This is a genomic window from Mucilaginibacter xinganensis (assembly GCF_002257585.1).
Taxonomy (GTDB): domain Bacteria; phylum Bacteroidota; class Bacteroidia; order Sphingobacteriales; family Sphingobacteriaceae; genus Mucilaginibacter; species Mucilaginibacter xinganensis.
In genome coordinates, this window is sequence record NZ_CP022743.1 from 2,478,332 (window position 1) to 2,499,264 (window position 20,933).

General features: G+C 40.1%; 22 protein-coding genes. 16 read left to right on the top strand and 6 right to left on the bottom strand.

Features of this window, described 5'->3' with window-relative positions:
* Positions 1-13: 13 nt before the first annotated feature.
* The 5 genes from MuYL_RS10745 (at position 14) to MuYL_RS10765 (ending at position 6,291) form a co-directional block, all read left to right on the top strand.
* A complete protein-coding gene (locus MuYL_RS10745) occupies positions 14-478 on the top strand; it encodes a DinB family protein (RefSeq protein ID WP_094570568.1) in 465 nt (154 codons plus the stop codon).
* Positions 479-573: 95 nt separating this feature from the next.
* On the top strand, positions 574-2,325 hold the full coding sequence (locus MuYL_RS10750) for an ABC transporter ATP-binding protein (protein ID WP_094570569.1): 1,752 nt from the start codon (positions 574-576) through the stop codon (positions 2,323-2,325).
* Complete coding sequence (locus tag MuYL_RS10755; protein ID WP_094570570.1) at positions 2,306-4,075, top strand: ABC transporter ATP-binding protein; 1,770 nt, start codon at positions 2,306-2,308, stop codon at positions 4,073-4,075. The genes MuYL_RS10750 and MuYL_RS10755 overlap by 20 nt, the downstream gene beginning before the upstream one ends.
* Before the next feature lie 190 nt (positions 4,076-4,265).
* On the top strand, positions 4,266-4,970 hold the full coding sequence (locus MuYL_RS10760) for an NUDIX hydrolase (protein WP_094570571.1): 705 nt from the start codon (positions 4,266-4,268) through the stop codon (positions 4,968-4,970).
* A gap of 304 nt (positions 4,971-5,274) precedes the next feature.
* Positions 5,275-6,291 carry a PorP/SprF family type IX secretion system membrane protein gene (locus MuYL_RS10765; protein WP_094570572.1) on the top strand — a complete coding sequence of 339 codons (1,017 nt, stop codon included), beginning with the start codon at positions 5,275-5,277 and terminating at the stop codon, positions 6,289-6,291.
* A gap of 90 nt (positions 6,292-6,381) precedes the next feature.
* Here MuYL_RS10765 and rpoN read toward each other — a convergent pair whose 3' ends face one another.
* Positions 6,382-7,857 carry an RNA polymerase factor sigma-54 gene (gene rpoN, locus MuYL_RS10770; protein ID WP_094570573.1) on the bottom strand — a complete coding sequence of 492 codons (1,476 nt, stop codon included), beginning with the start codon at positions 7,855-7,857 and terminating at the stop codon, positions 6,382-6,384.
* A gap of 174 nt (positions 7,858-8,031) precedes the next feature.
* On the opposite strand from rpoN, the gene mscL reads away from it, so the two are divergent.
* On the top strand, positions 8,032-8,442 hold the full coding sequence (gene mscL / locus MuYL_RS10775; protein WP_094570574.1) for a large-conductance mechanosensitive channel protein MscL: 411 nt from the start codon (positions 8,032-8,034) through the stop codon (positions 8,440-8,442).
* Positions 8,443-8,514: 72 nt separating this feature from the next.
* Here mscL and MuYL_RS10780 read toward each other — a convergent pair whose 3' ends face one another.
* The gene (locus MuYL_RS10780; RefSeq protein WP_094570575.1) at positions 8,515-9,393 is read right to left on the bottom strand and encodes a ChaN family lipoprotein; all 879 of its coding nucleotides are present in this window, start codon (positions 9,391-9,393) and stop codon (positions 8,515-8,517) included.
* Positions 9,394-9,592: 199 nt separating this feature from the next.
* On the opposite strand from MuYL_RS10780, the gene rpmH reads away from it, so the two are divergent.
* The 4 genes from rpmH to tsaB all read left to right on the top strand — a co-directional run bounded on the left by rpmH (position 9,593) and on the right by tsaB (position 11,183).
* The gene (gene rpmH, locus MuYL_RS10785; protein ID WP_094570576.1) at positions 9,593-9,751 is read left to right on the top strand and encodes a 50S ribosomal protein L34; all 159 of its coding nucleotides are present in this window, start codon (positions 9,593-9,595) and stop codon (positions 9,749-9,751) included.
* A gap of 69 nt (positions 9,752-9,820) precedes the next feature.
* Positions 9,821-10,207 (top strand): ribonuclease P protein component, encoded by a 387-nt coding sequence (gene rnpA, locus MuYL_RS10790; RefSeq protein ID WP_094570577.1) that lies wholly within the window; start codon positions 9,821-9,823, stop codon positions 10,205-10,207.
* Positions 10,204-10,446, top strand: a complete 243-nt coding sequence (yidD, locus tag MuYL_RS10795; protein WP_094570578.1) for a membrane protein insertion efficiency factor YidD — start codon at positions 10,204-10,206, stop codon at positions 10,444-10,446. Before rnpA ends, yidD begins: the two co-directional genes overlap by 4 nt.
* A gap of 44 nt (positions 10,447-10,490) precedes the next feature.
* Positions 10,491-11,183, top strand: a complete 693-nt coding sequence (tsaB, locus tag MuYL_RS10800; RefSeq protein WP_094570579.1) for a tRNA (adenosine(37)-N6)-threonylcarbamoyltransferase complex dimerization subunit type 1 TsaB — start codon at positions 10,491-10,493, stop codon at positions 11,181-11,183.
* A gap of 61 nt (positions 11,184-11,244) precedes the next feature.
* On the opposite strand, the gene MuYL_RS10805 is transcribed toward tsaB, so the two are convergent.
* Positions 11,245-12,678 (bottom strand): DUF5723 family protein, encoded by a 1,434-nt coding sequence (locus MuYL_RS10805; RefSeq protein WP_094570580.1) that lies wholly within the window; start codon positions 12,676-12,678, stop codon positions 11,245-11,247.
* A gap of 124 nt (positions 12,679-12,802) precedes the next feature.
* Positions 12,803-14,395 carry a hypothetical protein gene (locus tag MuYL_RS10810; RefSeq protein ID WP_094570581.1) on the bottom strand — a complete coding sequence of 531 codons (1,593 nt, stop codon included), beginning with the start codon at positions 14,393-14,395 and terminating at the stop codon, positions 12,803-12,805.
* A gap of 209 nt (positions 14,396-14,604) precedes the next feature.
* Between MuYL_RS10810 and MuYL_RS10815 the strand changes: the two genes are divergently transcribed.
* From MuYL_RS10815 to MuYL_RS10835, 5 genes are all read left to right on the top strand, one after another.
* Complete coding sequence (locus MuYL_RS10815) at positions 14,605-14,991, top strand: DUF423 domain-containing protein (protein WP_094570582.1); 387 nt, start codon at positions 14,605-14,607, stop codon at positions 14,989-14,991.
* Positions 14,992-14,995: 4 nt separating this feature from the next.
* Positions 14,996-17,482 (top strand): replication restart helicase PriA, encoded by a 2,487-nt coding sequence (priA, locus tag MuYL_RS10820; RefSeq protein WP_094570583.1) that lies wholly within the window; start codon positions 14,996-14,998, stop codon positions 17,480-17,482.
* A gap of 24 nt (positions 17,483-17,506) precedes the next feature.
* A complete protein-coding gene (locus MuYL_RS10825; protein ID WP_094570584.1) occupies positions 17,507-17,974 on the top strand; it encodes an OsmC family protein in 468 nt (155 codons plus the stop codon).
* A gap of 114 nt (positions 17,975-18,088) precedes the next feature.
* Positions 18,089-18,745, top strand: a complete 657-nt coding sequence (locus MuYL_RS10830; RefSeq protein WP_094570585.1) for a protein-L-isoaspartate(D-aspartate) O-methyltransferase — start codon at positions 18,089-18,091, stop codon at positions 18,743-18,745.
* A gap of 137 nt (positions 18,746-18,882) precedes the next feature.
* Positions 18,883-19,203, top strand: coding sequence for an RNA recognition motif domain-containing protein (locus MuYL_RS10835; protein ID WP_094570586.1), 321 nt, complete (start codon positions 18,883-18,885; stop codon positions 19,201-19,203).
* 40 nt (positions 19,204-19,243) lie between these two features.
* Here the strand turns inward: MuYL_RS10835 and MuYL_RS10840 are convergent, their stop codons facing one another.
* Together MuYL_RS10840 and MuYL_RS10845 are read right to left on the bottom strand one after the other, a co-directional pair.
* A complete protein-coding gene (locus MuYL_RS10840) occupies positions 19,244-19,774 on the bottom strand; it encodes a lipocalin family protein (protein ID WP_094570587.1) in 531 nt (176 codons plus the stop codon).
* Positions 19,775-19,840: 66 nt separating this feature from the next.
* Positions 19,841-20,113, bottom strand: a complete 273-nt coding sequence (locus MuYL_RS10845; RefSeq protein WP_157740759.1) for a hypothetical protein — start codon at positions 20,111-20,113, stop codon at positions 19,841-19,843.
* An 88-nt stretch (positions 20,114-20,201) separates the two neighbouring features.
* On the opposite strand from MuYL_RS10845, the gene MuYL_RS10850 reads away from it, so the two are divergent.
* Complete coding sequence (locus tag MuYL_RS10850) at positions 20,202-20,933, top strand: ImuA family protein (protein WP_094570589.1); 732 nt, start codon at positions 20,202-20,204, stop codon at positions 20,931-20,933.

The following is a 20,933-nucleotide window of genomic DNA, read 5'->3' on the forward strand; positions in this document are numbered from 1 at the left end:
GTTATATAAAAATATGATCCAATCTTCCTTAACACACCGTCTAAAAGATCAGCACAGGGCAATTACCCCCATTATTATAAAGCTCAATGACAGGCAAATACAACAACATGTAATTCGTGGTAAATGGAGCATTCATGAACATATTGCCCATTTGGCCAAATATCAGCCTGTTTTTATCGACAGGGTGCGTAAAATATTATTAATGGATAACCCTGAATTTGAAAAGTATAGCGCTGAGGATGATGATGGCTTTGAGATTTATTGCGCGTTTACCACCTATGAGTTGCTGAAAAAGATCTCGACTGACAGGGAAGTGATTTATAATCTTGTAACTAAATTATCGCCTGATAAGCTTGACCGAAAGGGCTCGCATCCCCAATATGGAAAGTTAGATATATTAGAATGGACCGAGTTTTTTCTACTGCATGAAGCACACCATTTATTTGCTATTTTTCAATTGACGCATAGTATCATATAACACTTAAAATCTTTGCTTTACTCAATCGTCCTCAATAAGTAAAAATTCATTGTTATTTTTACCTGCTTTTATATTAAAATATAAAATAACAACTTATGCCTGCAGACAAACCAAAACAACCGGGAATTTTCAGCTTGCTAAAGCCATATTCGGGACTGGTATTTTTGCTGATATTATTTGCGTTGTTTAGCAACAGTGTAAACTTATGGCTCCCTAAAATAATTGCACATGGTATTGATGATTATATTCATAGCATGATGCGGAGGGTTCATTTCGATACAGGTCCGGTTATTATCAAATTTACACTGGCGGTAGTGTTTGTTTTTATTTGTTCGTATCTGCAAAGTATCATTCAGACCTATACCTCTGAAAGGGTGGCCCGCGACCTGAGAACAAGGCTTTCGGACAAGATTTCACGCCAAAGCTATGCTTTTGTTGAGCAGGTAAATCCATCAAAGCTTTTAACCAACCTTACTGCAGATGTTGATTCCATAAAGTTATTTGTATCGCAGGCGCTGGTATCAATCGTATCATCAGTATTTATTATTGTGGGTGCCAGTATTTTGCTGTTAACCATCAACTGGAAATTGGCGTTGTGCGTTATTGCTATCATTCCTATAATTGGGGGTACGTTTTTTTACGTGTTAAAAAAGGTACGAAAGCTTTTTATACAAAGCCGCGAGGTTATTGACTGGTTGAACAAGGTAATAAACGAAAGTATCTTAGGAGCGGCATTAATAAGGGTTATCAATTCGCAACAGCTGGAGTTTGATAAGTTTTTACAGGCCAATACCAAAGCCAAAGATTTCGGCCTTTCCATTTTGCGGCTATTCGCCGGCCTTATCCCCGTAATTACATTTTCAGCAAATATTGCCATGCTCAGCATTTTGGCGCTGGGAGGGCACTTTGTTATTAATGGGACAATGAGCCTGGGCGATTTCTCGGCTTTTAACAGCTATCTGGCGCAGTTAATATTTCCAATCCTCGTTATTGGCTTCATGAGCAATATTATAGCCCAGGCAACGGCTTCATTTCAAAGGATAAACATGGTTTTGAATGCGTCGGACAATGTTGAAACCGGTGTTTTAAAAACGACTTTATTGGGAAATATTCAAATAAATGATGTTTCATTGTCTTATGGGCAAAAGCCTGCGCTTAAATCTATAACGATGGATATAAAAGCTGGGTCTAAAATTGCGGTTATAGGTCCAACAGCTGCGGGTAAAACGCAGCTGCTTTACCTGCTTACCGGTTTAATTAAGCCTGGTAGCGGAACCATATTGTTTGATGGCAAGAGTATTGACGAGTACGACAGCGAGGTGTTTTACAAGCAGGTGGGGTTTGTTTTTCAGGACAGCATTATTTTTAACATGAGCATTCGTGAAAATATAGCTTTCAGCGACACTGTCACTGATGAATCGTTACAAAAAGCGATAGATACTGCCGAATTGAGAGAGTTCGTCGAAAGTCTTCCTGAGAAGCTCAGTACCGTAGTATCGGAACGAGGCTCGAGCTTGTCCGGGGGACAAAAGCAGCGCATCATGCTGGCGCGGGCGCTTGCAATCAATCCAAAGGTGTTGTTGCTGGATGACTTCACAGCACGGGTTGACGCCAATACCGAAAATAAGATATTGGCAAATATTCAAAAAAACTATCCGGGTTTAACCTTGCTTTCGGTCACTCAAAAAATAGCATCCGTAGCACATTACGACCAGATAATTTTATTGATGCAGGGCGAAATTGTAGCCAGCGGCAAGCACGACGACCTGCTGAAAACAAGCCCTGAATACGTACAGATCTATAATTCGCAACAAAGTACCAGCAATTATGAACTACAACCTAAATGAGCTGCAGGCAAAGGCGCAAAAAACCTCAACCTGGGCGTCTTTAAATAAACTGCTACAGTTGATTGCGCACGAAAGGAGAAACCTTTGGCTGGCTTTTTTTACCATATTGGTCACCTCAACCATAAACTTAATGGGGCCGCTGGTTATTGGTAAAACCATTGATAATTACATTTTTACAGCGCACAAAAATTATTATGGGGTATTGGTAAATTGCGGTATTTTGTTTTGCATGTACCTCGTTTCGCTGGTAACCAGTTATGTGCAAACTATGCTGATGGGTGGAGTAGGGCAGCGCATGTTATTTACCCTCCGTAACGCTATTTTTAATAAATTGCAGTTATTGCCGGTAGGTTTTTTCAATCAGAATAAAGCGGGAGATCTCATCTCACGGGTTAATAATGACACGGATAAACTTAACCAGTTCTTCTCGCAGTCTTTAATGCAATTTATTGGCAGCATAGCCACCATGCTTGGCGCAGGGATATTTTTACTGGCTATTAATATCAAGCTTGGTGCAGCAACGCTTATTCCGGCGGTTATTATCTTAATTTTTACCAGCGCTACATCAGCATGGGTTAAAAGAAAGAATGCAGTGAACTTAAAAAGTGTTGGAGGTATGAGTGCCGAAATACAGGAAAGCCTGAATAATTTCAAGGTAATCATTGCTTTTAATCGCCGCGATTATTTTCGTAAACGTTTTGACGAGGCGAATCAGGAGAATTATAGGACGTCCATAGGTGCAGGTATCGCCAATAACTCGTATGTACCCGTGTACGGCTTATTCTCAAGCCTTGCGCAGCTTATTGTATTGGCCTATGGTATTTATTTGGTATCGAAAGGCGAGTTGGGCATTGGATTACTTGCGGTAAGCTTTTTATCATATGCTAACAACTTTTACAATCCTTTAAGGCAGCTGGCTGCATTGTGGACAAATTTCCAGGTTGCTATGGCGGGTTGGGACAGGATCTCGCAGATTCTTTCTTTGGATTCAGATCTGGCAATTGAGACGAGCGCCGAAACAGAGCCAAATGCGCCCCTTTTGGAATTCAGGAATGTGTATTTTGGCTATGAGGCTGATAAAGAAATTTTACATAACATAAGTTTTCAACTCGAATCAGGTAAAACTTATGCGCTTGTTGGCCCCACAGGTGGCGGGAAAACTACCACGGCGTCATTGATAGCCAGGTTATATGACCCTGATAAAGGACAGGTTTTACTTAACGGGAAAAACATCAGGAGTTATGAACCCGTTGATCGTACGAAAAAGATAGGGTTTATTTTACAGGAGCCATTTCTGTTTACGGGTACCGTGCGTGAAAATATTTTATATGGCAATGATCTGTACGTTAACTATAACAATGAACAATTGGAACAGGTAATCCGCGAGGCCAATCTGGGTAGTTTATTGGCTATATTTGAGAGCGGCATGGATACAAAAGTGCTATCAGGTGGTGATAGCATCAGTCTTGGGCAAAAACAACTGATCGCTTTTATGCGTGCTGTTTTACGAAACCCCGAATTACTTATTTTAGATGAAGCAACTGCAAACATTGATACGATTACTGAAAAATTATTAAGTGATATTTTAAATAACCTGCCTGCAACAACAACCCGCGTAATTATAGCACACAGGCTGAATACGATTGAAAATGCAGACGAAATATTCTTCGTTAACTCGGGCGAAGTGGTTCGCGCCGGGTCGTTCGATCACGCAATGGACATGTTATTACAGGGAAAAAGAGTTAGTTGAGGTTAGGGATAATAGACCGGAAAGAGATTGTTTTCCTATCGCTGATGTTGGTGTAAGCAGATCTTTTCAGGCTGATATACGGTTAATTGTAAACTGTTAACGGCTAATCCCTATTCTTAACTAATCTCTCAACTCTAACCGCTAATCTCCAATTTTTTTTATACACTTGTAAATAAACTATAAACCTATTATGCAGAGATATACAGGTCAGAAACGAATTTTAGTTGCTACAGATTGTATAATTTTCGGATTTGACGGATGGAATTTAAAATTACTGCTCGTTCAGCGTAACATTGAGCCCGAAAAAAACAAATGGAGCCTTATGGGAGGTTTTATTCAGCCATCGGAGTCTCCGGAGGATGCTGCGAACCGGGTTTTAGAATTACGTACTGGTTTGAAAAATGTTTACATGGAGCAATTTCAGGTATTTGGCAAGCCTGACCGGGACCCGGTTGAGCGAACGCTATCCATCGCTTATTTTGCGCTTATTGATATTCACCAGTATGAACAACAGATAAGTGATGAATACCATGCAGAATGGTTTTTGCTTAAGGATGTGCCTGAACTGATCTTTGACCATAATGAAATGGTTAAACTAGCTCAAAGGCAGTTGCGCTATAAAGCGGCACTGCACCCGATTTTATTCCAGTTACTCCCCGAAAAATTCACTATTCCACAACTCCAGGCCCTTTACGAAGGCGTTTATAACACCACGTTTGATGACCGTAACTTTAGCCGCAAACTTTTATCAACAGGCTTGCTGGTTAAGCTGGCCGAAAAAGATAAATTTTCGTCTAAAAAAGGAGCGTTTTATTACAAGCTCGATCAATCACACTATACCGAAAACTTTGAAAGATTTTTAAATTTAGTGCCTAATCCTGACAAGTTTTTTTAGGGAAGAAAGTATTGTCAAGGCTTAACTGTTTTCTGAATAGTATGATACTGTGTTATATTAGATCATCAAATTATATATTTGGGATAATAACCTTTAAATTATTAGCTAACAACTTGATTTTTGCTTAAATAAAACAGTTTTAGGATATACAAGCGATAGTGAGAAAAAAGTATATTCGTACATTGGTTTTTTGGGTTTGCAGCAATAGCACACCGTGAGGAGCATAATTAATTGGGTTAATTATAACATAGTCCAAAAGATGTTCATAAAATTTGCCGTGGCTATATTAGAGCAGTAGATATTGATGAAGAAACTTTTATACTTATTGCTGATTTTTCTTGCCTGTTCGCAACTTGCATCAGCGCAACAGAAGCCGCAGTACACGCAGTATGTTTTTAATAATTATCTTTTAAATCCGGCCGTAGCAGGTATTGAAAATTATACGGATGTCAAAGCTGGTTACCGGAGCCAGTGGACGGGCTTGCAGGGAGCCCCCGTAACAAGCTATCTAACTGTAAATGCGCCGCTTGGGCAAAATTTTTTACAGGGCGACGCAACTGCGTTCCCGGCCAGCGGAGGAATAAATCCGTCGAGCAGGTTATACACCCAAAACTATATGGCTGCAGAGCCGCACCATGGTATTGGTTTCATGGTAGTAAGTGACCAGGCAGGGCCTATTAACCAAACCAATATTGCTGCATCATATGCCTATCACCTGGGGCTTTCCGGCAATTTAAACCTCGCTGTAGGCGTTTCCGCCGGTGTTAATCATATTAGCCTTAATACTTCATTAATCACCCTTGAGAATCCGCTTGATCCGGCTATAAGTAACGGCAACAATAGCCAATGGAAGCCGGATGTAAGTGTTGGTGGATGGCTGTACTCATCAAACTACTATATTGGAGCATCTGTGCAGCAACTGATCCCTCAAAACCTTTATTTTAGCACCAATAATTCTTACAATCAAAGCAAAACAGTTCCACAGTATTTTCTAACAGGGGGGGTGAAGGTTTTCCTAACAGACGAAATTACCCTGCTGCCATCATTCCTGATAAAAGTTATAGAGCCTACGCCCATAACCTACGATTTGAATGCCAAATTTTCTTTTAGTGATAAATTTTGGTTTGGCGGTTCCTATCGGCATAACGATTCATTTGGTGTACTGGCCGGCGTAAATGTAAGTTCGTTTATAAATATTGGGTATTCTTACGACATCACCACTTCAGCGTTAAATACCGTAAGTAATGGGACCCATGAAATTGTAATTGGCTTACTGCTTAATAACCGTTATAAAGTTACCTGCCCGCAGCACCTATTTTAAGAGTGTAGTTGCGGTTGGCAGTTCACAATTACCTGCGTAAATTAGTTTGAAGTATTTACAGCTATCGCCAATTCATAACCGCCAACTTTTCTACAGTTCCTTCCGTAGCCTTGCAACCGGGATATTCATCTGCTCGCGATATTTTGCAACCGTGCGGCGGGCTATGTTGTAACCAGCATCTTTCAAAATCTCGGTAAGCTTTTCATCAGCCAGGGGATGGCGTTTGTCTTCTTTACCGATATGCTCTTCCAATATTTTTTTAACTTCTTTGTTTGATACTTCCTCGCCGCTTTCGGTTTGAATTGCTTCAGAGAAAAAGGACTTTAACAGGAACGTACCAAATTCTGTTTGAACATATTTTGAGTTGGCCACCCTTGATACTGTTGAAATATCCATATTGATGCGGTCTGCAATATCTTTCAGGATCATTGGTTTCAAATTCTTATCGTCGCCGGTAAGGAAAAACTCGTATTGATATTGCATAATGGCATTCATGGTTTTTAACAATGTTTGCTGGCGCTGTTTAATAGCATCAATAAACCATTTTGCTGAATCGAGCTTTTGTTTTACAAACTGAACGGCCTCTTTAAGTTTTTTGTCTTTTGCCGATGCTTTATCGTAGTGTTCAAACATCTCCTGGTAGGAGCGGCTTACTCTAAGTTCGGGTGCGTTTTTTGAATTTAGGGTAAGGATCAGGAATCCATCATTATTGCTGATATGAAAATCAGGGATCACCTGCATTTGCTTGGTGTTTATTTCATTAGAGTCACCAGGCTTTGGGTTAAGTTTTAAAATTTCATTTACAACGGCTTTTAACTCGGCCGAGGTCATGTTTAATGATTTTTCAAGCTTGTCATAATGTTTACGGGTAAACTCATCAAGGTAGTGCTCAACTACCAGCATGGCTTTTTTTATGATCGGGTCTGTTGGGTCTTTTTTTCTCAACTGTATCACCAGGCATTCCTGAAGGCTGCGCGCGCCAACTCCTGCGGGATCGAAACTTTGAATCACCCTCAACATGTCTTCCACCTCATCATCTTCTGCAAAAACGTTTTGCGAAAAGGCGAGATCGTCGGTAAGCGAGGTTATAGGGCGCCGCAGGTAGCCGTCATCATCCAGGCTGCCTATTATTTGTTTCCCTATCCTGAAATCTTTGTCTGATAAAGGAAGGAGATCGAGCTGTTGTTGCAGGCTTTCAAAAAACGAGCTTTGCACAGCAATGGGTATTTCTTTTCGCTCATCTTCGTCCTCACCGTTTTGATCATATTTTGAACCATATTCATTCAAATTGTCTTCCTGCAGGTAATCTTCAATGTTAAACTCATCAGCTTCACCCTTTTCTTCATCACCGTTAAAATTATCGTCTTCCGGATCGCGGTCGGGATATTGTTCTTCAGGCTCGTTTAAATTGGTAAGGCTAAGATCTTCAAGTGCCGGGTTTTCTTCCAATTCTTCTTTGATGCGGGTATCTAATGATACAGTGGGCACCTGCAGCAATTTTATAAATTGTATTTGCTGAGGAGAGAGTTTTTGTAAAAGTTTCTGTTGAAGATTTTGTTTTAGCATAATAGATCGGCCAAAAATACATCAATTACTTTTAACTTGAAAATAAGTTAGCAGATGGTTGACAATGTTGTTAAATTAAAAAAATAAGCGAATTGTTTTTAATAATTAAAAAGTTGATCAAGATCATTTCATCTTTATTTTTTATAATTACCTTTAATAAACTAAATACTAATTATGGCTATAATAAAAGAGTTTAAAGAGTTTGCCATGCGCGGCAATGTTGTTGACCTTGCCGTGGGGGTTATTATTGGTGCGGCTTTTGGCAAGATAGTTGCTTCCCTGGTAGCGGACGTTATCATGCCACCCATCGGTTATATAACAGGTGGCGTTGATTTTGCAGACAAAAAAATTGTTTTGAAAGAAGCTGACCCGGCGCATAAGATATTGGAAAATGCAATACATTACGGCAATTTTATAAATGCCATAATCCAGTTTCTTATTGTTGCCTTCTGTATTTTTATAGTGGTTAAGGGAATTAACTCTTTGAAAAAAGAAGAAGCTCCGGCACCAGCAGCTGATCCGGTACCAACAAAAGAAGAAGTGTTGCTTACTGAAATAAGAGATTTATTGGCTAAGAAAGCGTAAAAGCTTATAGTGATTGTTCATGGTTCATAGCCGAAATCTTTCGAGCATGAACTATGAACCACTATATATGAACTAAAATGTTTTGGGTAATTTAGGATCTGTAAAGATGATATAATCGCCTTTGCTTATAAATTTGCTCCAGTCGGGGTTCTCAAAACTATCATCTGCATAGGTTGCAATATTAATTATACGCACTTTGGGTGCGTATTTTCTCAATTGTGCGGCTGTTCCAAGTTTTTCTTCGCTATGGAAACCGCCGTTTACCTGGAAAATCTTGAATCCTGAATGGCTTTTGTACAGTTGCGCAATATTATAGCCCATAGTTGCGTCCCAAAGGTTTTGGGCCTGGTACATTTTCATATTCCCCATACTCCCATGCCCGCCCATTATTTCAATAAATTTATCGTAGTATTTCCCCGTTGCTGTGTCTATAGGTAATGGTGGTAAAAAAGCTTTGCCTTTGGTGTCAAGTTGGTCCAGGCTTGCAAGCCCTAACCGATTTACCATGTTGGCATAGCGTGCCGGGGTGTTGGCAGCAGCAACCGGGATATGGCTGGCTTTGGCCAATTCAATCATAGGGCGGTAATCTTTATAATTATGCCATGCACGGGCTTCTGTTATAAAGTTTTTCTCGCGAATAAAGCCAGATAGATACTCATTGAGGGGCGTTTGACAGTCGGTTTCAAACATTTCCATTGATAACGCCAGTTTGGCGGGATATTTATCAGCCAATTTCTTAAATATCAGTTGCTCCAGGTAATGGCCGGTTGAATCGTTATGTTCTTCGCCAAAAAATAAAACATCGGCCTTATCCATATTGCTCACAATTTCGTCAACAGTCACCAGCTTTTGTTTTGATGTGCTGTAGATTTTATAATGTGCAGATAGTGAATCCTGCGATAAAGCTGCAAATGGAAGGATGAAAAAGAGGATGATTAAAGAGGCTTTCATTTTGTTTTTTTTTTGAGATTGCTGTAAATCACTTCGATGATTAATAAGGGCAATTTATACAATTGCAAGGTAATTTAACTACTATAAACTTTTATAACATATCACTACTTTTCAACAACCTAAACTAATGTTTGAAAATATTTAAAATATTACTACATTTGCGCTCTTGTTTTAAAAACGACGAATAGAATAAATAGCCATGAAAAGAACGTTTCAGCCCTCACAAAGGAAAAGAAGAAATAAACACGGTTTCCGTGAGCGTATGTCAACTGCTAACGGCAGAAGAATATTAGCATCGAGAAGAGCTAAAGGCAGAAAGAGATTATCAGTATCTGACGAGCGTAGTCACAAAGCATAAAGCTGGTTGCTCTTCCGGATAAGGGCCTGAGCCGGTTATATACTAAAATTCGGTTCAGCATCAGCAACAATGTATACTTTTAAAAAAGAAGAACGGTTATGTAATAAGAAGCTTATTGATAAGCTTTTTCATAACGGTTCTTCTTTTTTGTGTTATCCATTTAAGGCGTCGTGGCTGCCTGTCCAGGAGCCCGGTGAATCTGCTCCTGTTCAAGTTGTATTTTCAGTTTCTAAAAGACGTTATAAACGTGCAGTTGATCGTAATTTGATAAAACGACGGATGCGTGAGGCCTACCGGTTAAATAAGCAGGAGTGTTTATACAATGTGTTGAATAGTGGCAACATCCCGATTATGCTTTCGATAGGTTTTATCGGTAAAGAAATTGTTGAGTATGATTTTGCAGAAAAAAAGATGCTGAAGCTTTTAACACAACTGTGTATTGAAATTGCAAAATGAAAGCTATCAGCAACATACTAAAGCTAATAGTTGGATCTGTATTTGTTTTCCTTATTAAAATATACCAGTATTTTATTTCGCCTTTAACCGGTGCTGCTTGCAGGTATACGCCTACTTGTTCACAATATGGAGTGGAGGCAATCAAAAAGCACGGGCCGTTTAAAGGCGGATGGCTAACGTTAAAACGTATTGCCAGCTGTAACCCATGGGGGGGGCACGGGCACGATCCTGTACCATGAAATAAAGCTTTAAGTCTTAAATGATATAACTCAAGATTAAAACAATGAGCCTGATTTTACAAATTGAAACCGCTACCACATCGTGTTCTGTTGCCTTGGCAAAAGACGGGGTTGTGCTGGGCTTTAAACAGGTAAATGAACGTAATTTACATGCCGAAGTAATTACGCGTTTTATTGAGGAGATAATTGCAGCAGCAGGGTTCAATTATCCGGATTTAGACGCTGTTGCAGTGAGTTGCGGGCCAGGTTCATACACCGGCTTACGTATCGGTATTTCAACTGCTAAAGGCTTATGCTTTGCACTTGATAAGCCTCTGATAGCAATTGAAACGTTGGCAGCCATGGCCGACGGTGTTATTGCGATGGGACAGTACGCAGCGAGAGAGGACCTGATTTTATGTCCAATGATCGACGCACGCCGAATGGAGGTTTACACAGCTGCGTTTACAGTGCGTGGCCAGCGTATAAAACCAACAGCCGCCACAATAGTTGATGAAAGTAGCTTTAATGATCTTTTAACGGGAAATGAAGTGCTTTTTTTTGGAGACGGTGCGGAAAAGTGCTTTAATGTTTTAAATAATAACCCTAACGCCTCTTTTTTACCCGATTTCGTAAACTCAGCCACCTGGCTTACTCAAAAAGCTGCTGATAAATTTCAGCGTAAAGAATTTGAAGATGTTGCTTACTTTGAACCTTACTATCTGAAAGATTTTATTGCCGGTAAAAAAGCTGTTTAATTCCGGGTAATATACAGCTGAAAATTCGCTTTTTCTGTTAACTATATGTCTTAAATGCTCCTTACTCGTTCGTTTTAAATAAACGCCCCCATAAGCGGCCCAGGAATCCTTTTTCGCCTGTTGGAATGGTGCTGGCGTTCATCGGGTGTTCTATTACCGGCCCAAACTTAAGCGAAAATCCTAAAAATATATCAGCCCCGGTAAATGCACTGTTTGTGTAAGCTTGTGTTGAACTTTTATTTAATTGTGCTGATAATAAACTGCCTGTTTGCGCTACTTTATCACTTCCGATGAAAAACTCAAAGTTTGGTGTTTGCATCATAAATTGTGCACCCAGGTTAAACAGCTTTAAATCATCATAAGTTGTTGTTAAGGTTAAAGTGTATTTTTTATATTGAAAAGGGTTAACCAACGCACCGGTAAAGCCCGGATAAAATAATTCTTTTGATGCGATAAGTGTAGGTAAATATCTGAAGTTCTTATCGTCATCTAACCAGAATTTCTTGTGAACACTTAACTCTGCCCGGCCATCTATCGGGGTAGTGAATGATGTTTGTACTGCATTGCCATGAATTATTCTGCTTACGCCATTGTAAACACTGTCTTCCCGGCCGCGGGTTGATAGGCCCTTTACTGTACTAATATCATTAAAGGCGCCTGCGTGCGAGCGGCTGCTCCAGTGAATGAAGCCAAGATCTTTGATGTTACCCTGAATAAAAAAGCTGTCTTCTGTTCTGAATGTTCCCCCCAGCGAGATAGCGGCACCGGGATTGCGGAAAGAAGGTAAATAATCACGGGGGGTTAAATGTCCCGGTATATAACTGGTGTAATAAACGCCGTTAAGTCCGATAATAGCTGAATCATCGGGTTTGTTAAAAGCAACCTGCGAATGATTAACTTTTAATTCTTCATACTGAATCCCTAATAACGCACTTAATTTCGCGCCAAAAGAAAACTGTTTATTGATCTTCTCTTTATAAGTGAAACTGATTTGGTGGTACGACTGAAAGTAGAAGTTGTTATTGAAAATGTCTGAATACCCGTTGGCCGGAAAACTTCCTGCGCCGTTTAATAATGCTATAGATTCATCGGTAAAGACTCCCTTTCCTTCCATTTTTGTTTGTGCAGCAAACCCAAGTTCCACATCGCCGTTGAGGCTCGAAAACATTTTAAACATTACCAAATAAGCATTTAAATTTGTGTTTACGTGGTTGTATTTACCCTGGTTGATTAACAATGCCGAATTGTTATAGCTATTGTTAAATGCTCTGCCTTTTAACGTCGCCTGGGCATTGCCGGTAATAAAAAAATTAGCATTGAAGTTGGGTACCAGGAAATTGGACGAAAATTGTCTGCTCGAGTCGGTAATGAAAGCTTTTTGCGAAGGGTTCTCAAAAGAGTCATACAAACTACCTGTATTATACTGGGAAAATTGCTGGCCAAAAATTTTAACGGAGAATGACAGTAACAAAAAAACTAGTAAAATCTTCTTCATATATCGCGCAATGCCGGGTGTTTATATTCGTCTTAAAGATAAAATTCCAAATCGATTAATGGAAAAATAATGATAATTACCCATTTAAACGAAACTGAAGATTTATAGTTGTTTAAACCGTGAGCTATTTTGATTTGGTAGCTACAGTATCTGAATTTAATTTAATGCAGAAATTGGTGTAAAAATTTTTATCGGCAGCCGTGAACTGGAACGATGCGGCATAAAAATTTTTCCAGCCCGGCTCATTAGATTTAAAATCATCGTATGTCTCCGTATTCATATCTCTTTCAAGTATGGGTTGTGCATTTTTAAAATGGAAAAAGAAAGAAACATTGCTTTGAGCAGCCTGCAGGTTGTCAAACTGGTTGTATTGTTCGTTTTTGCTTAAAAATTTACGATTTATATAAATATCATAATAGCTTGCTAATTCGGCGCTGCTATTGGCCAGGATTAAATAGTTATCAATAATTATAAAATAAGGCCTTTTAAAAATGCTGAACGCATCGCCCAGTAAAAAAAAAGGTAATTTATCATAGCTTAACTGGCCTATGTCTTCCGTGTTCATGGTGCTTATTGCAGTTATGATCAATTTAAGCTTTGATCCATCCCTGACGTTAATTATGGCGAATTTTTCAAAATAACGGGTTGTAATAACGGCAAACTCATTACCCAGTAAGCTATTGAATTCAGTTCTGATTTTTACTGCCGATTCAGTTTTTATTTTGCTGAACAGCTGATCTCGTTCAGTTGCCAGTCCTGTTTTGTTTTGATGATCAGCCAGCTCTGTGCCAAATTTTGATTGGTTTGAGACTGAAAAACTTGTACTGTATGCCGTTGTTGATGGAAAGATATCTTTTAAATGGTTAACAACCGGCTGCTGGCTTGTAAACAGGTTTAGATAGCTTGCAAGGTCGTTTTTTTGCACAAAAGTTGATCCGTTAAACATTAGCGCGTCGTTGCGGTAATTGAGGCTTAATGCTGCAAGTGCAGGCAGCATTCGGAAGTTCTTAAAGATATCGGTATTTTTGTTTTTAAATAATTGCTCAAACAAAGGTGAAAGCTGGCTGTAATTTACATACAGGTTAGCCAGCGAATTATTGCTTTGCTGTTCAGAAAGTAACACAAAGCTTTTTTTATCAGTACTATTTTTGTGGGAGGCGCTATGTTCCGTTAATTCTTTTGAAAAACTGCCTGAAAAGACATTGTTTGCTTTGCTTATGATGTAAAACCGTTTTTTTAAAGCATTAATGTAAATATTATAACCACTTCCTCCCGAAGTACGGATAGGTGTAATAAGCAAGCCGCTGTTTGGCTGTTTTGCCAACTGATCAAATACACCTGGTTCAAACCCCTTAGCCGGCGACATGGAAAGCAGGAATTCTATTCCGTCTGTTTTTGAAGGATGTAAGGAGATAAAGATGTTTTGCCCGGCAAAGTATTTATCCAGCAAAGGGTGCTGAAGTAGCTTTTGTCTTAAGGTGTCTAACCAACCCAGTTTCTGTTTGCCAATAACAGCTTCAAATAATTTATTATCTTTAAAAATATCATAAAAACCTTTGTCGTTATTGAATTCAAATATCAGAGCAGCGTTATCCGGTATTGCGTGCATCACCTGGCTGGTACGCGTACCAGGCGGAGTTAAGTTTTTAAAATAAACAACCGTTATGTACGCTGTAGCTATCAATAAGATCAGGGTAATAATTATCTGCTTTTTCATTGCTGCTTGCTGTGCAAATGTAAGCTATTTAAAGGGGTAAAAGTTTGTAATGATTATAAGCGGTGTAAAAAAACGCACGCAATAAATTCTCAATTTGCATAGCGCCTTAATTGTCTTTTAATTGTTATAAGCATTGTAAATTAGCGCAACTTTTGAAGCTATTGCAATTTTTTCCACCCCATAAACCTTAACTTAGCCGTTTATAATCCATGAAGAAAAAAATATTTATCACTGCCTCGGTTTTAGGAGCATTGGCAGTTATTGCCGGGGCCTTTGCAGCACATGGTTTGCAGGGGCGTTTAACTGCAAAGGAGATGCAGGTTTGGAATACCGCTGTTCAATACCAGTTTTATCATGTTTTCGCCCTGCTGGGCTTGTCAAGCCTTAGCCGGTATCAAACAAGGCTTATTAAAGATTGCTATTACCTTTTTACACTTGGAATTGTATTTTTTTCCGGCTCATTATACCTGCTTGCCACCCGCGGATTGACGGGCTGGACATGGGCAGATATAATAGGGCCTGTAACGCCATTAGGTGGGGTACTGTTTATTGGTGGCTGGATAACCATGGGAGTGGCTGCTTTTAAAAATAAATAACTGAATGTTAGAGTTTGCTGAAGCACAATTTACCGAAAGGGAAACACTTTTTGTTGAAGTGATTTTGCCATTAGCTATTGCTAAAAACTACACTTATCGTGTCCCATTTGAAATGAATGATGCGGTAATGGTTGGCAAAAGGGTAGTAGTGCAGTTTGGTAAAAGCAAGCTTTATACAGCAATAATTGCTGCTACAGGTAAACTGGCGCCCGAAAAATACCAGGCAAAATATGTTATTGAGCTGCTGGATGATCGTCCGGTTGTTACCGGCGAACAATTAAGATTTTGGCAGTGGATGTCGGAATATTACATGTGCACACTGGGTGAGGTAATGAATGCCGCCCTGCCTTCGGCCCTGAAATTGGCCAGTGAAACAAAGATTGTATTAAACAAAGATTTCGAGGTTGACCGTTCCGTATTGCACGATAAAGAATTCTTAATTGTTGAGGCACTTGATATACAGCCGGAGCTAACCGTGAGCGATATTGTGAAATTGCTTGGACAAAAAACGGTTATGCCTATTTTGAAGTCGTTGTTTGAAAAAAACGTAATCAATATATCAGAAGAAGTAAGTGAGCGGTATAAGCCGCGAACCAGAAGTTTTATTACACTAAACCCTGTTTACCAAAATCCTGATAACCTGAAAGAATTGTTTGGCATACTTGAAAAACGAGCACCCAGGCAAGCTGATGCTGTACTGGCTTATATCAAACTGGCGCGTCATCAAAAAAGTATTTCAAAAACTGAATTGATAGAGGAGAGCGGCGCAGGTGCAGCAAGTATTAAATCGCTGGAAGAGAAAGAAGTATTTATTATAGAGGAAAAGAACGTTAGTCGTTTGTTTTTTGAAGAAGAAGAGCTTTATAGCAACTTTGAACTAAGCGAAAAACAAAATGTTGCGTTAAACGAAGTAAAAGAGCATTTTAATAAAATGGATGTGGTGCTTTTGCATGGGGTAACCTCTTCAGGCAAAACACAAATCTACATAAGGATTATAGAAGAGATAATAAACTCAGGGCGGCAAGTTTTGTACCTGCTGCCGGAGATTGCACTCACTACCCATATTATTGAGCGGCTGAGGGTGTATTTTGGCGCTAGTATCGGGATCTATCATTCGCGGTTTAATGATAATGAAAGGGTTGAAGTTTGGCAAAAGGTTATTACTAAAGAATATAAAGTTTTGCTTGGCGCACGTTCGGCTGTGTTCCTGCCGTTTAATGATCTGGGCCTGATAATTGTTGATGAAGAGCACGAAACTTCATACAAGCAATTTGATCCCGCGCCAAGGTATAATGCCCGTGATGCCGCCATTTTTTTAGCTAACATGCATAAAGGCAAAGTGCTGTTAGGTTCTGCAACCCCATCATTTGAGAGTTATTACAATGCCCGGATCCATAAATATGGTCTGGTTGAACTCAATGAAAGGTATGGCGGTGTTAAACTTCCTGAAATTGAGGTGGTAAGTATAGGTTTGGAAACCAAACAAAAAACTATGCAATCGCACTTTTCAAGTGTGCTGATGGCTGACATCAATATGGCCCTTGAAAAAAAAGAGCAGGTAATATTGTTCCAAAACAGAAGGGGATATGCCCCGTTGCTGATCTGTAAGATCTGTGCTTATACACCTAAATGTATCAATTGTGATGTTAGCTTAACGTATCACAAAAGCAGCGGTAAACTGCATTGCCATTATTGTGGTTATAAAGACGACTCACCAAAAATTTGCCCGGCATGCGGATCAACGCATCTGGAATATAAGGGTTTTGGCACCGAGAAGATTGAGGATGACCTGGCTATGCTTTTGCCCGATGCCAGGCTGGCCCGCATGGACCTTGATACTACCCGGTCACGCAACTCATTGCAAACCATACTGAATAACCTTGAGGAAAAAAAGATTGATATACTTGTTGGTACGCAAATGGTTGCAAAGGGATTGGATTTTTCGGACGTTACCGTTATTGGGATCATTAACGCAGACAGCCTTTTGAAGTTCCCCGATTACCGGGCCAATGAGCGCAGCTACCAGATGCTGGCTCAGGTTAGCGGCAGGGCAGGGCGCAGAGGTAAGCAGGGCAAAGTGGTGATCCAAACCTATGATCCCGCGCACCGGGTGATCAGGCAGGTAATTGAAAATGACTATAAAGGCCTGTACTTTACAGAAATGGAAGAGCGCCGAAGTTTCAAGTATCCGCCGTTTTACCGGATCATCAACCTCGACATAAAGCATAAGGATCCTGAAATTGTGCATAACCAATCTGTTTATTTGGCTAATGAACTTCGCAAACAATTTGACGACAGGGTAATAGGCCCGCAACCCCCAATGGTTAGCCGGATAAGGAATTACTATATTCAAACCATTATGCTCAAATTTGAGAAAGATGGCGTATCAATTAATAAAGTAAAAGGAGTCATCAGGGATATCATCACACAGTTTCAAACTACAAGGCTTAGCAAAGGAAGCATTGTACAGCCCGATGTTGATCCTTATTGATATTAAGGTTTAATAAGTTTGTTTATGAGCGAACATAATTATAAAACAACCATTACCTGGACAGGGAACCAGGGGGTTGGCACCAGTGATTACAGAGCATACAAAAGGGACCATGCTATAAATGTGGATGGAAAGCCGGAAATACCAGCATCTTCCGATCCCTCATTCAGGGGCGATAAAGCAAGGTATAATCCTGAAGAATTATTGGTTGCATCACTTTCTTCATGCCACATGTTGTGGTATCTGCATTTGTGCAGCGCGGCAGGTGTTGTGGTAGTTAATTATACCGATGAAGCTACAGGTATTATGATTGAAGCAGTAAACGGCAGCGGCCATTTTAAAGAGGTAACTTTACATCCGGTTGTTACAGTTAGTGATGCATCAATGATTGAGAAAGCCAACGCGTTGCATCATGAAGCTAATAAAATGTGTTTTGTGGCTAACTCTGTTAACTTCCCTGTTTTGCATAAGCCCTCTTTTGTTGCGGTATGATTTTAGGCTTTGATAGCGTTGTGAAAAGAAAATAAATCTGGAAATTAACCGATTATAAATCGTTGGTCTGTTAAACCTGTTTAATCCATAAATCATGTTAGATTTGTACTTATAATGGCCTATAAGTATATCGACAATTACCGCGAAAAGGGTGCGCGCAAACTACTGGTTGAAGAGTTAAAGAAAAAAGGGATTGATGACGAAAATGTTTTAGCTGCCATAGGTAAAGTAAAACGCCATTATTTTTTTGACGAAACTTTCTGGAACCAGGCCTATAAAGATATAGCCTTTCCGATAGGTGAGGGGCAAACCATTTCGCAGCCTTACACGGTTGCTTATCAAAGCCAGCTGTTGCACATTAACAAAGGTGATAAGGTATTGGAGATTGGTACTGGCAGCGGTTACCAAACCTGTGTATTGCTTGAACTCGGCGCAAAAGTTTACACTATTGAGCGGCAGGAGAAATTATACAACCACACCCGCCAGGTTTTGCCGCATATTGGCTATAAGGCTAATTTTTTTGTTGGCGATGGGTCAATAGGGATAGCTAAACATGCCCCCTACGATAAAATAATTGTAACAGCAGGTGCCCCCACTGTGCCTGATGTATTACTCAAGCAATTAAAAATAGGAGGCATCCTGGTAATTCCTGTAGGCGATGAGCATTCACAAAAAATGGTAACCATTATTAAAGTTGCCGAGCATGATTATGAAAAAATTGTGCTGGACACGTTCAGGTTTGTGCCATTGGTGGGCGATAAGGCCTGGTAATAATGGCCTCTTAACTTTTTATTCCCTTTTTGATTATGCTATTCAGGGAATTATTTCTTATATCCATTTAGGTATCAAATAAAAAATAATCAGATTTATTATCAACTGTTTATCTTTGCAAAAAAAAACAAAGAACAATGACCAAATTATTTGTGGTAGGCTTACCGAGGGATATGGAGGAGACCGAGCTGCTGGAAATTTTCAGCGTTTATGGCCAGGTTGCAATAGTAACCATTGTAACTGACATACAAACAGGTATAAGTAAAGGGTTTGGTTTTGTGCACATGGAAGACGAAGCAGGGGCAGGGCGTGCCATTGCAGCGCTTAATGGCGCAGAAATAGATGACAGGACAATTAGCGTGAGAATAGCCGAGAAAAAACAGCCGGTACCTGAACCGGTAGTTGAAAGTGCTCCCCGCAAAAAACGCCAGCGCATAGGTGGTTCGTCTGCTTTTTAAAGTCCCTGTAAATAAATAGGGAGGGTAGGCCAGGCATATATTACACCCATTCCAGTTTCTCCACCGCAAAACCCGCTTTGCTGGCTGTATCTAAAAATTGCATTTTAATATCATCAGGGATAGTTGTTTCGCGCGACAGGATCCACAGGTAGTTGTGGCTGCTGCCGGAAACAAGTGCGTAACGGTAGTCGGGATCAAGGTCAAGCACATTATAGGCCAGGTAAAACGGCCCTAAATAGGAAACCTTAAGCATGCCGGTGTCTTCGTTTCCGTTAAATTTTATCTTTCCTGTTACTTCTTTCCATTCCGTTTTTTTAACATTAAATCCCTTTGTGATAACTTTTATGGTACCATCGGCATTAAGGGAATAATCTTCGGTAAGGCGCCTGATATTTTTTTCAATAAGATTGGGCAAACGGGCAATCTCGTGCCACAATCCCATATATCGGTTTTTATCAAATGGTTGAAAAGGTGCCGCACCTGCCGGAAGATCCTCCGATAATAATTTATAAGCAACGGCAGCCACACCGGCGCCTGCAGCTAAAGCTATCAGCCATTTTTCTTTTTTCATAGTTTATTAAGGCAGCTACATCCTTTTTGTTTGCTGAATTGAATATTAAAAACGCAGTTAGCGTGCTTATAGTGTTTCTGTATAGTTAATAATAAACTTTGCCACCTGTTCCTGTTCGGCAACGCTTAGTGTTTCACCATCATATATCCAGTAACCTTTTGTATCAAACAATATCCGGCCTAAATAATCCGGAACCTCATCAAACGCCGTAAATAACTCATAGCTAAGTACCGCACCGCCATTGTCTGTACCGGGAACAATTCGTATAATTTCATCAGGCCCCTGTTTGCGTTTTATCCATGCCTTGGCTTCTCTTATCAAATAAGTGTTGTTCATCATGATAAAACAAAAGTGGAAATTATTTTGTAAATCTTTACATAAAATGCTAAAAATTTTAGCATAAATTTGTAACCCGAATCAGAAGTTTATGCCCGACACTAAAAAGGATATTATTAACCAGCTCCGAAAGGATATTTTGCTTTGGGAAGGCTTTAAGCCGCCCGAAGCAGGTAATGGTAATATTATGGGCTTAGGGACCATTGAAGCGGCTTTTCCAAATGGCGTTTTTCCTACAGGTGCCATTCATGAAATGGTTTGCCCAACGCCTGAGCAATCGGCAGCAACAGGTGGTTTTATGGCTGGTTTGCTATCAACATTAATGCAGCAGGGCGGGATATGCCTGTGGATAGGCACAGCAAGAAAGCTTTTTCCACCAGCTTTAATGGCTTTTGATGTGGAGCCCGACCGGGTGATATTTATTGATGTAAAGCGTGAAAAAGATGTACTGTGGGCCACAGAAGAAGCATTGAAATGCGTGGGGCTTGCTGCGGTGGTTGCTGAACTGCGGGAGATTAGTTTTGCCCAATCACGTCGTTTGCAGCTGGCGGTTGAAAATAGCAGGGTAACAGGCTTTATATTACGTAACGATCCGCGGAAATTAGGTTCAACTACCTGTGTGGCACGCTGGCAGGTAATGCATTTGCCAAGTGAGCTGGAAGAGGATCTGCCCGGCGTAGGCTTTCCGCGCTGGCAGGTGCAACTGCTAAAAGTACGTAACGGAAACCCGGGCAATTGGCAGCTGGAATGGGCGGATGGCCATTTTGTGACCATAACAGAAAAATCCAGCGTAAACGAAATGCAGCAACTTAAAGCCGGCTGA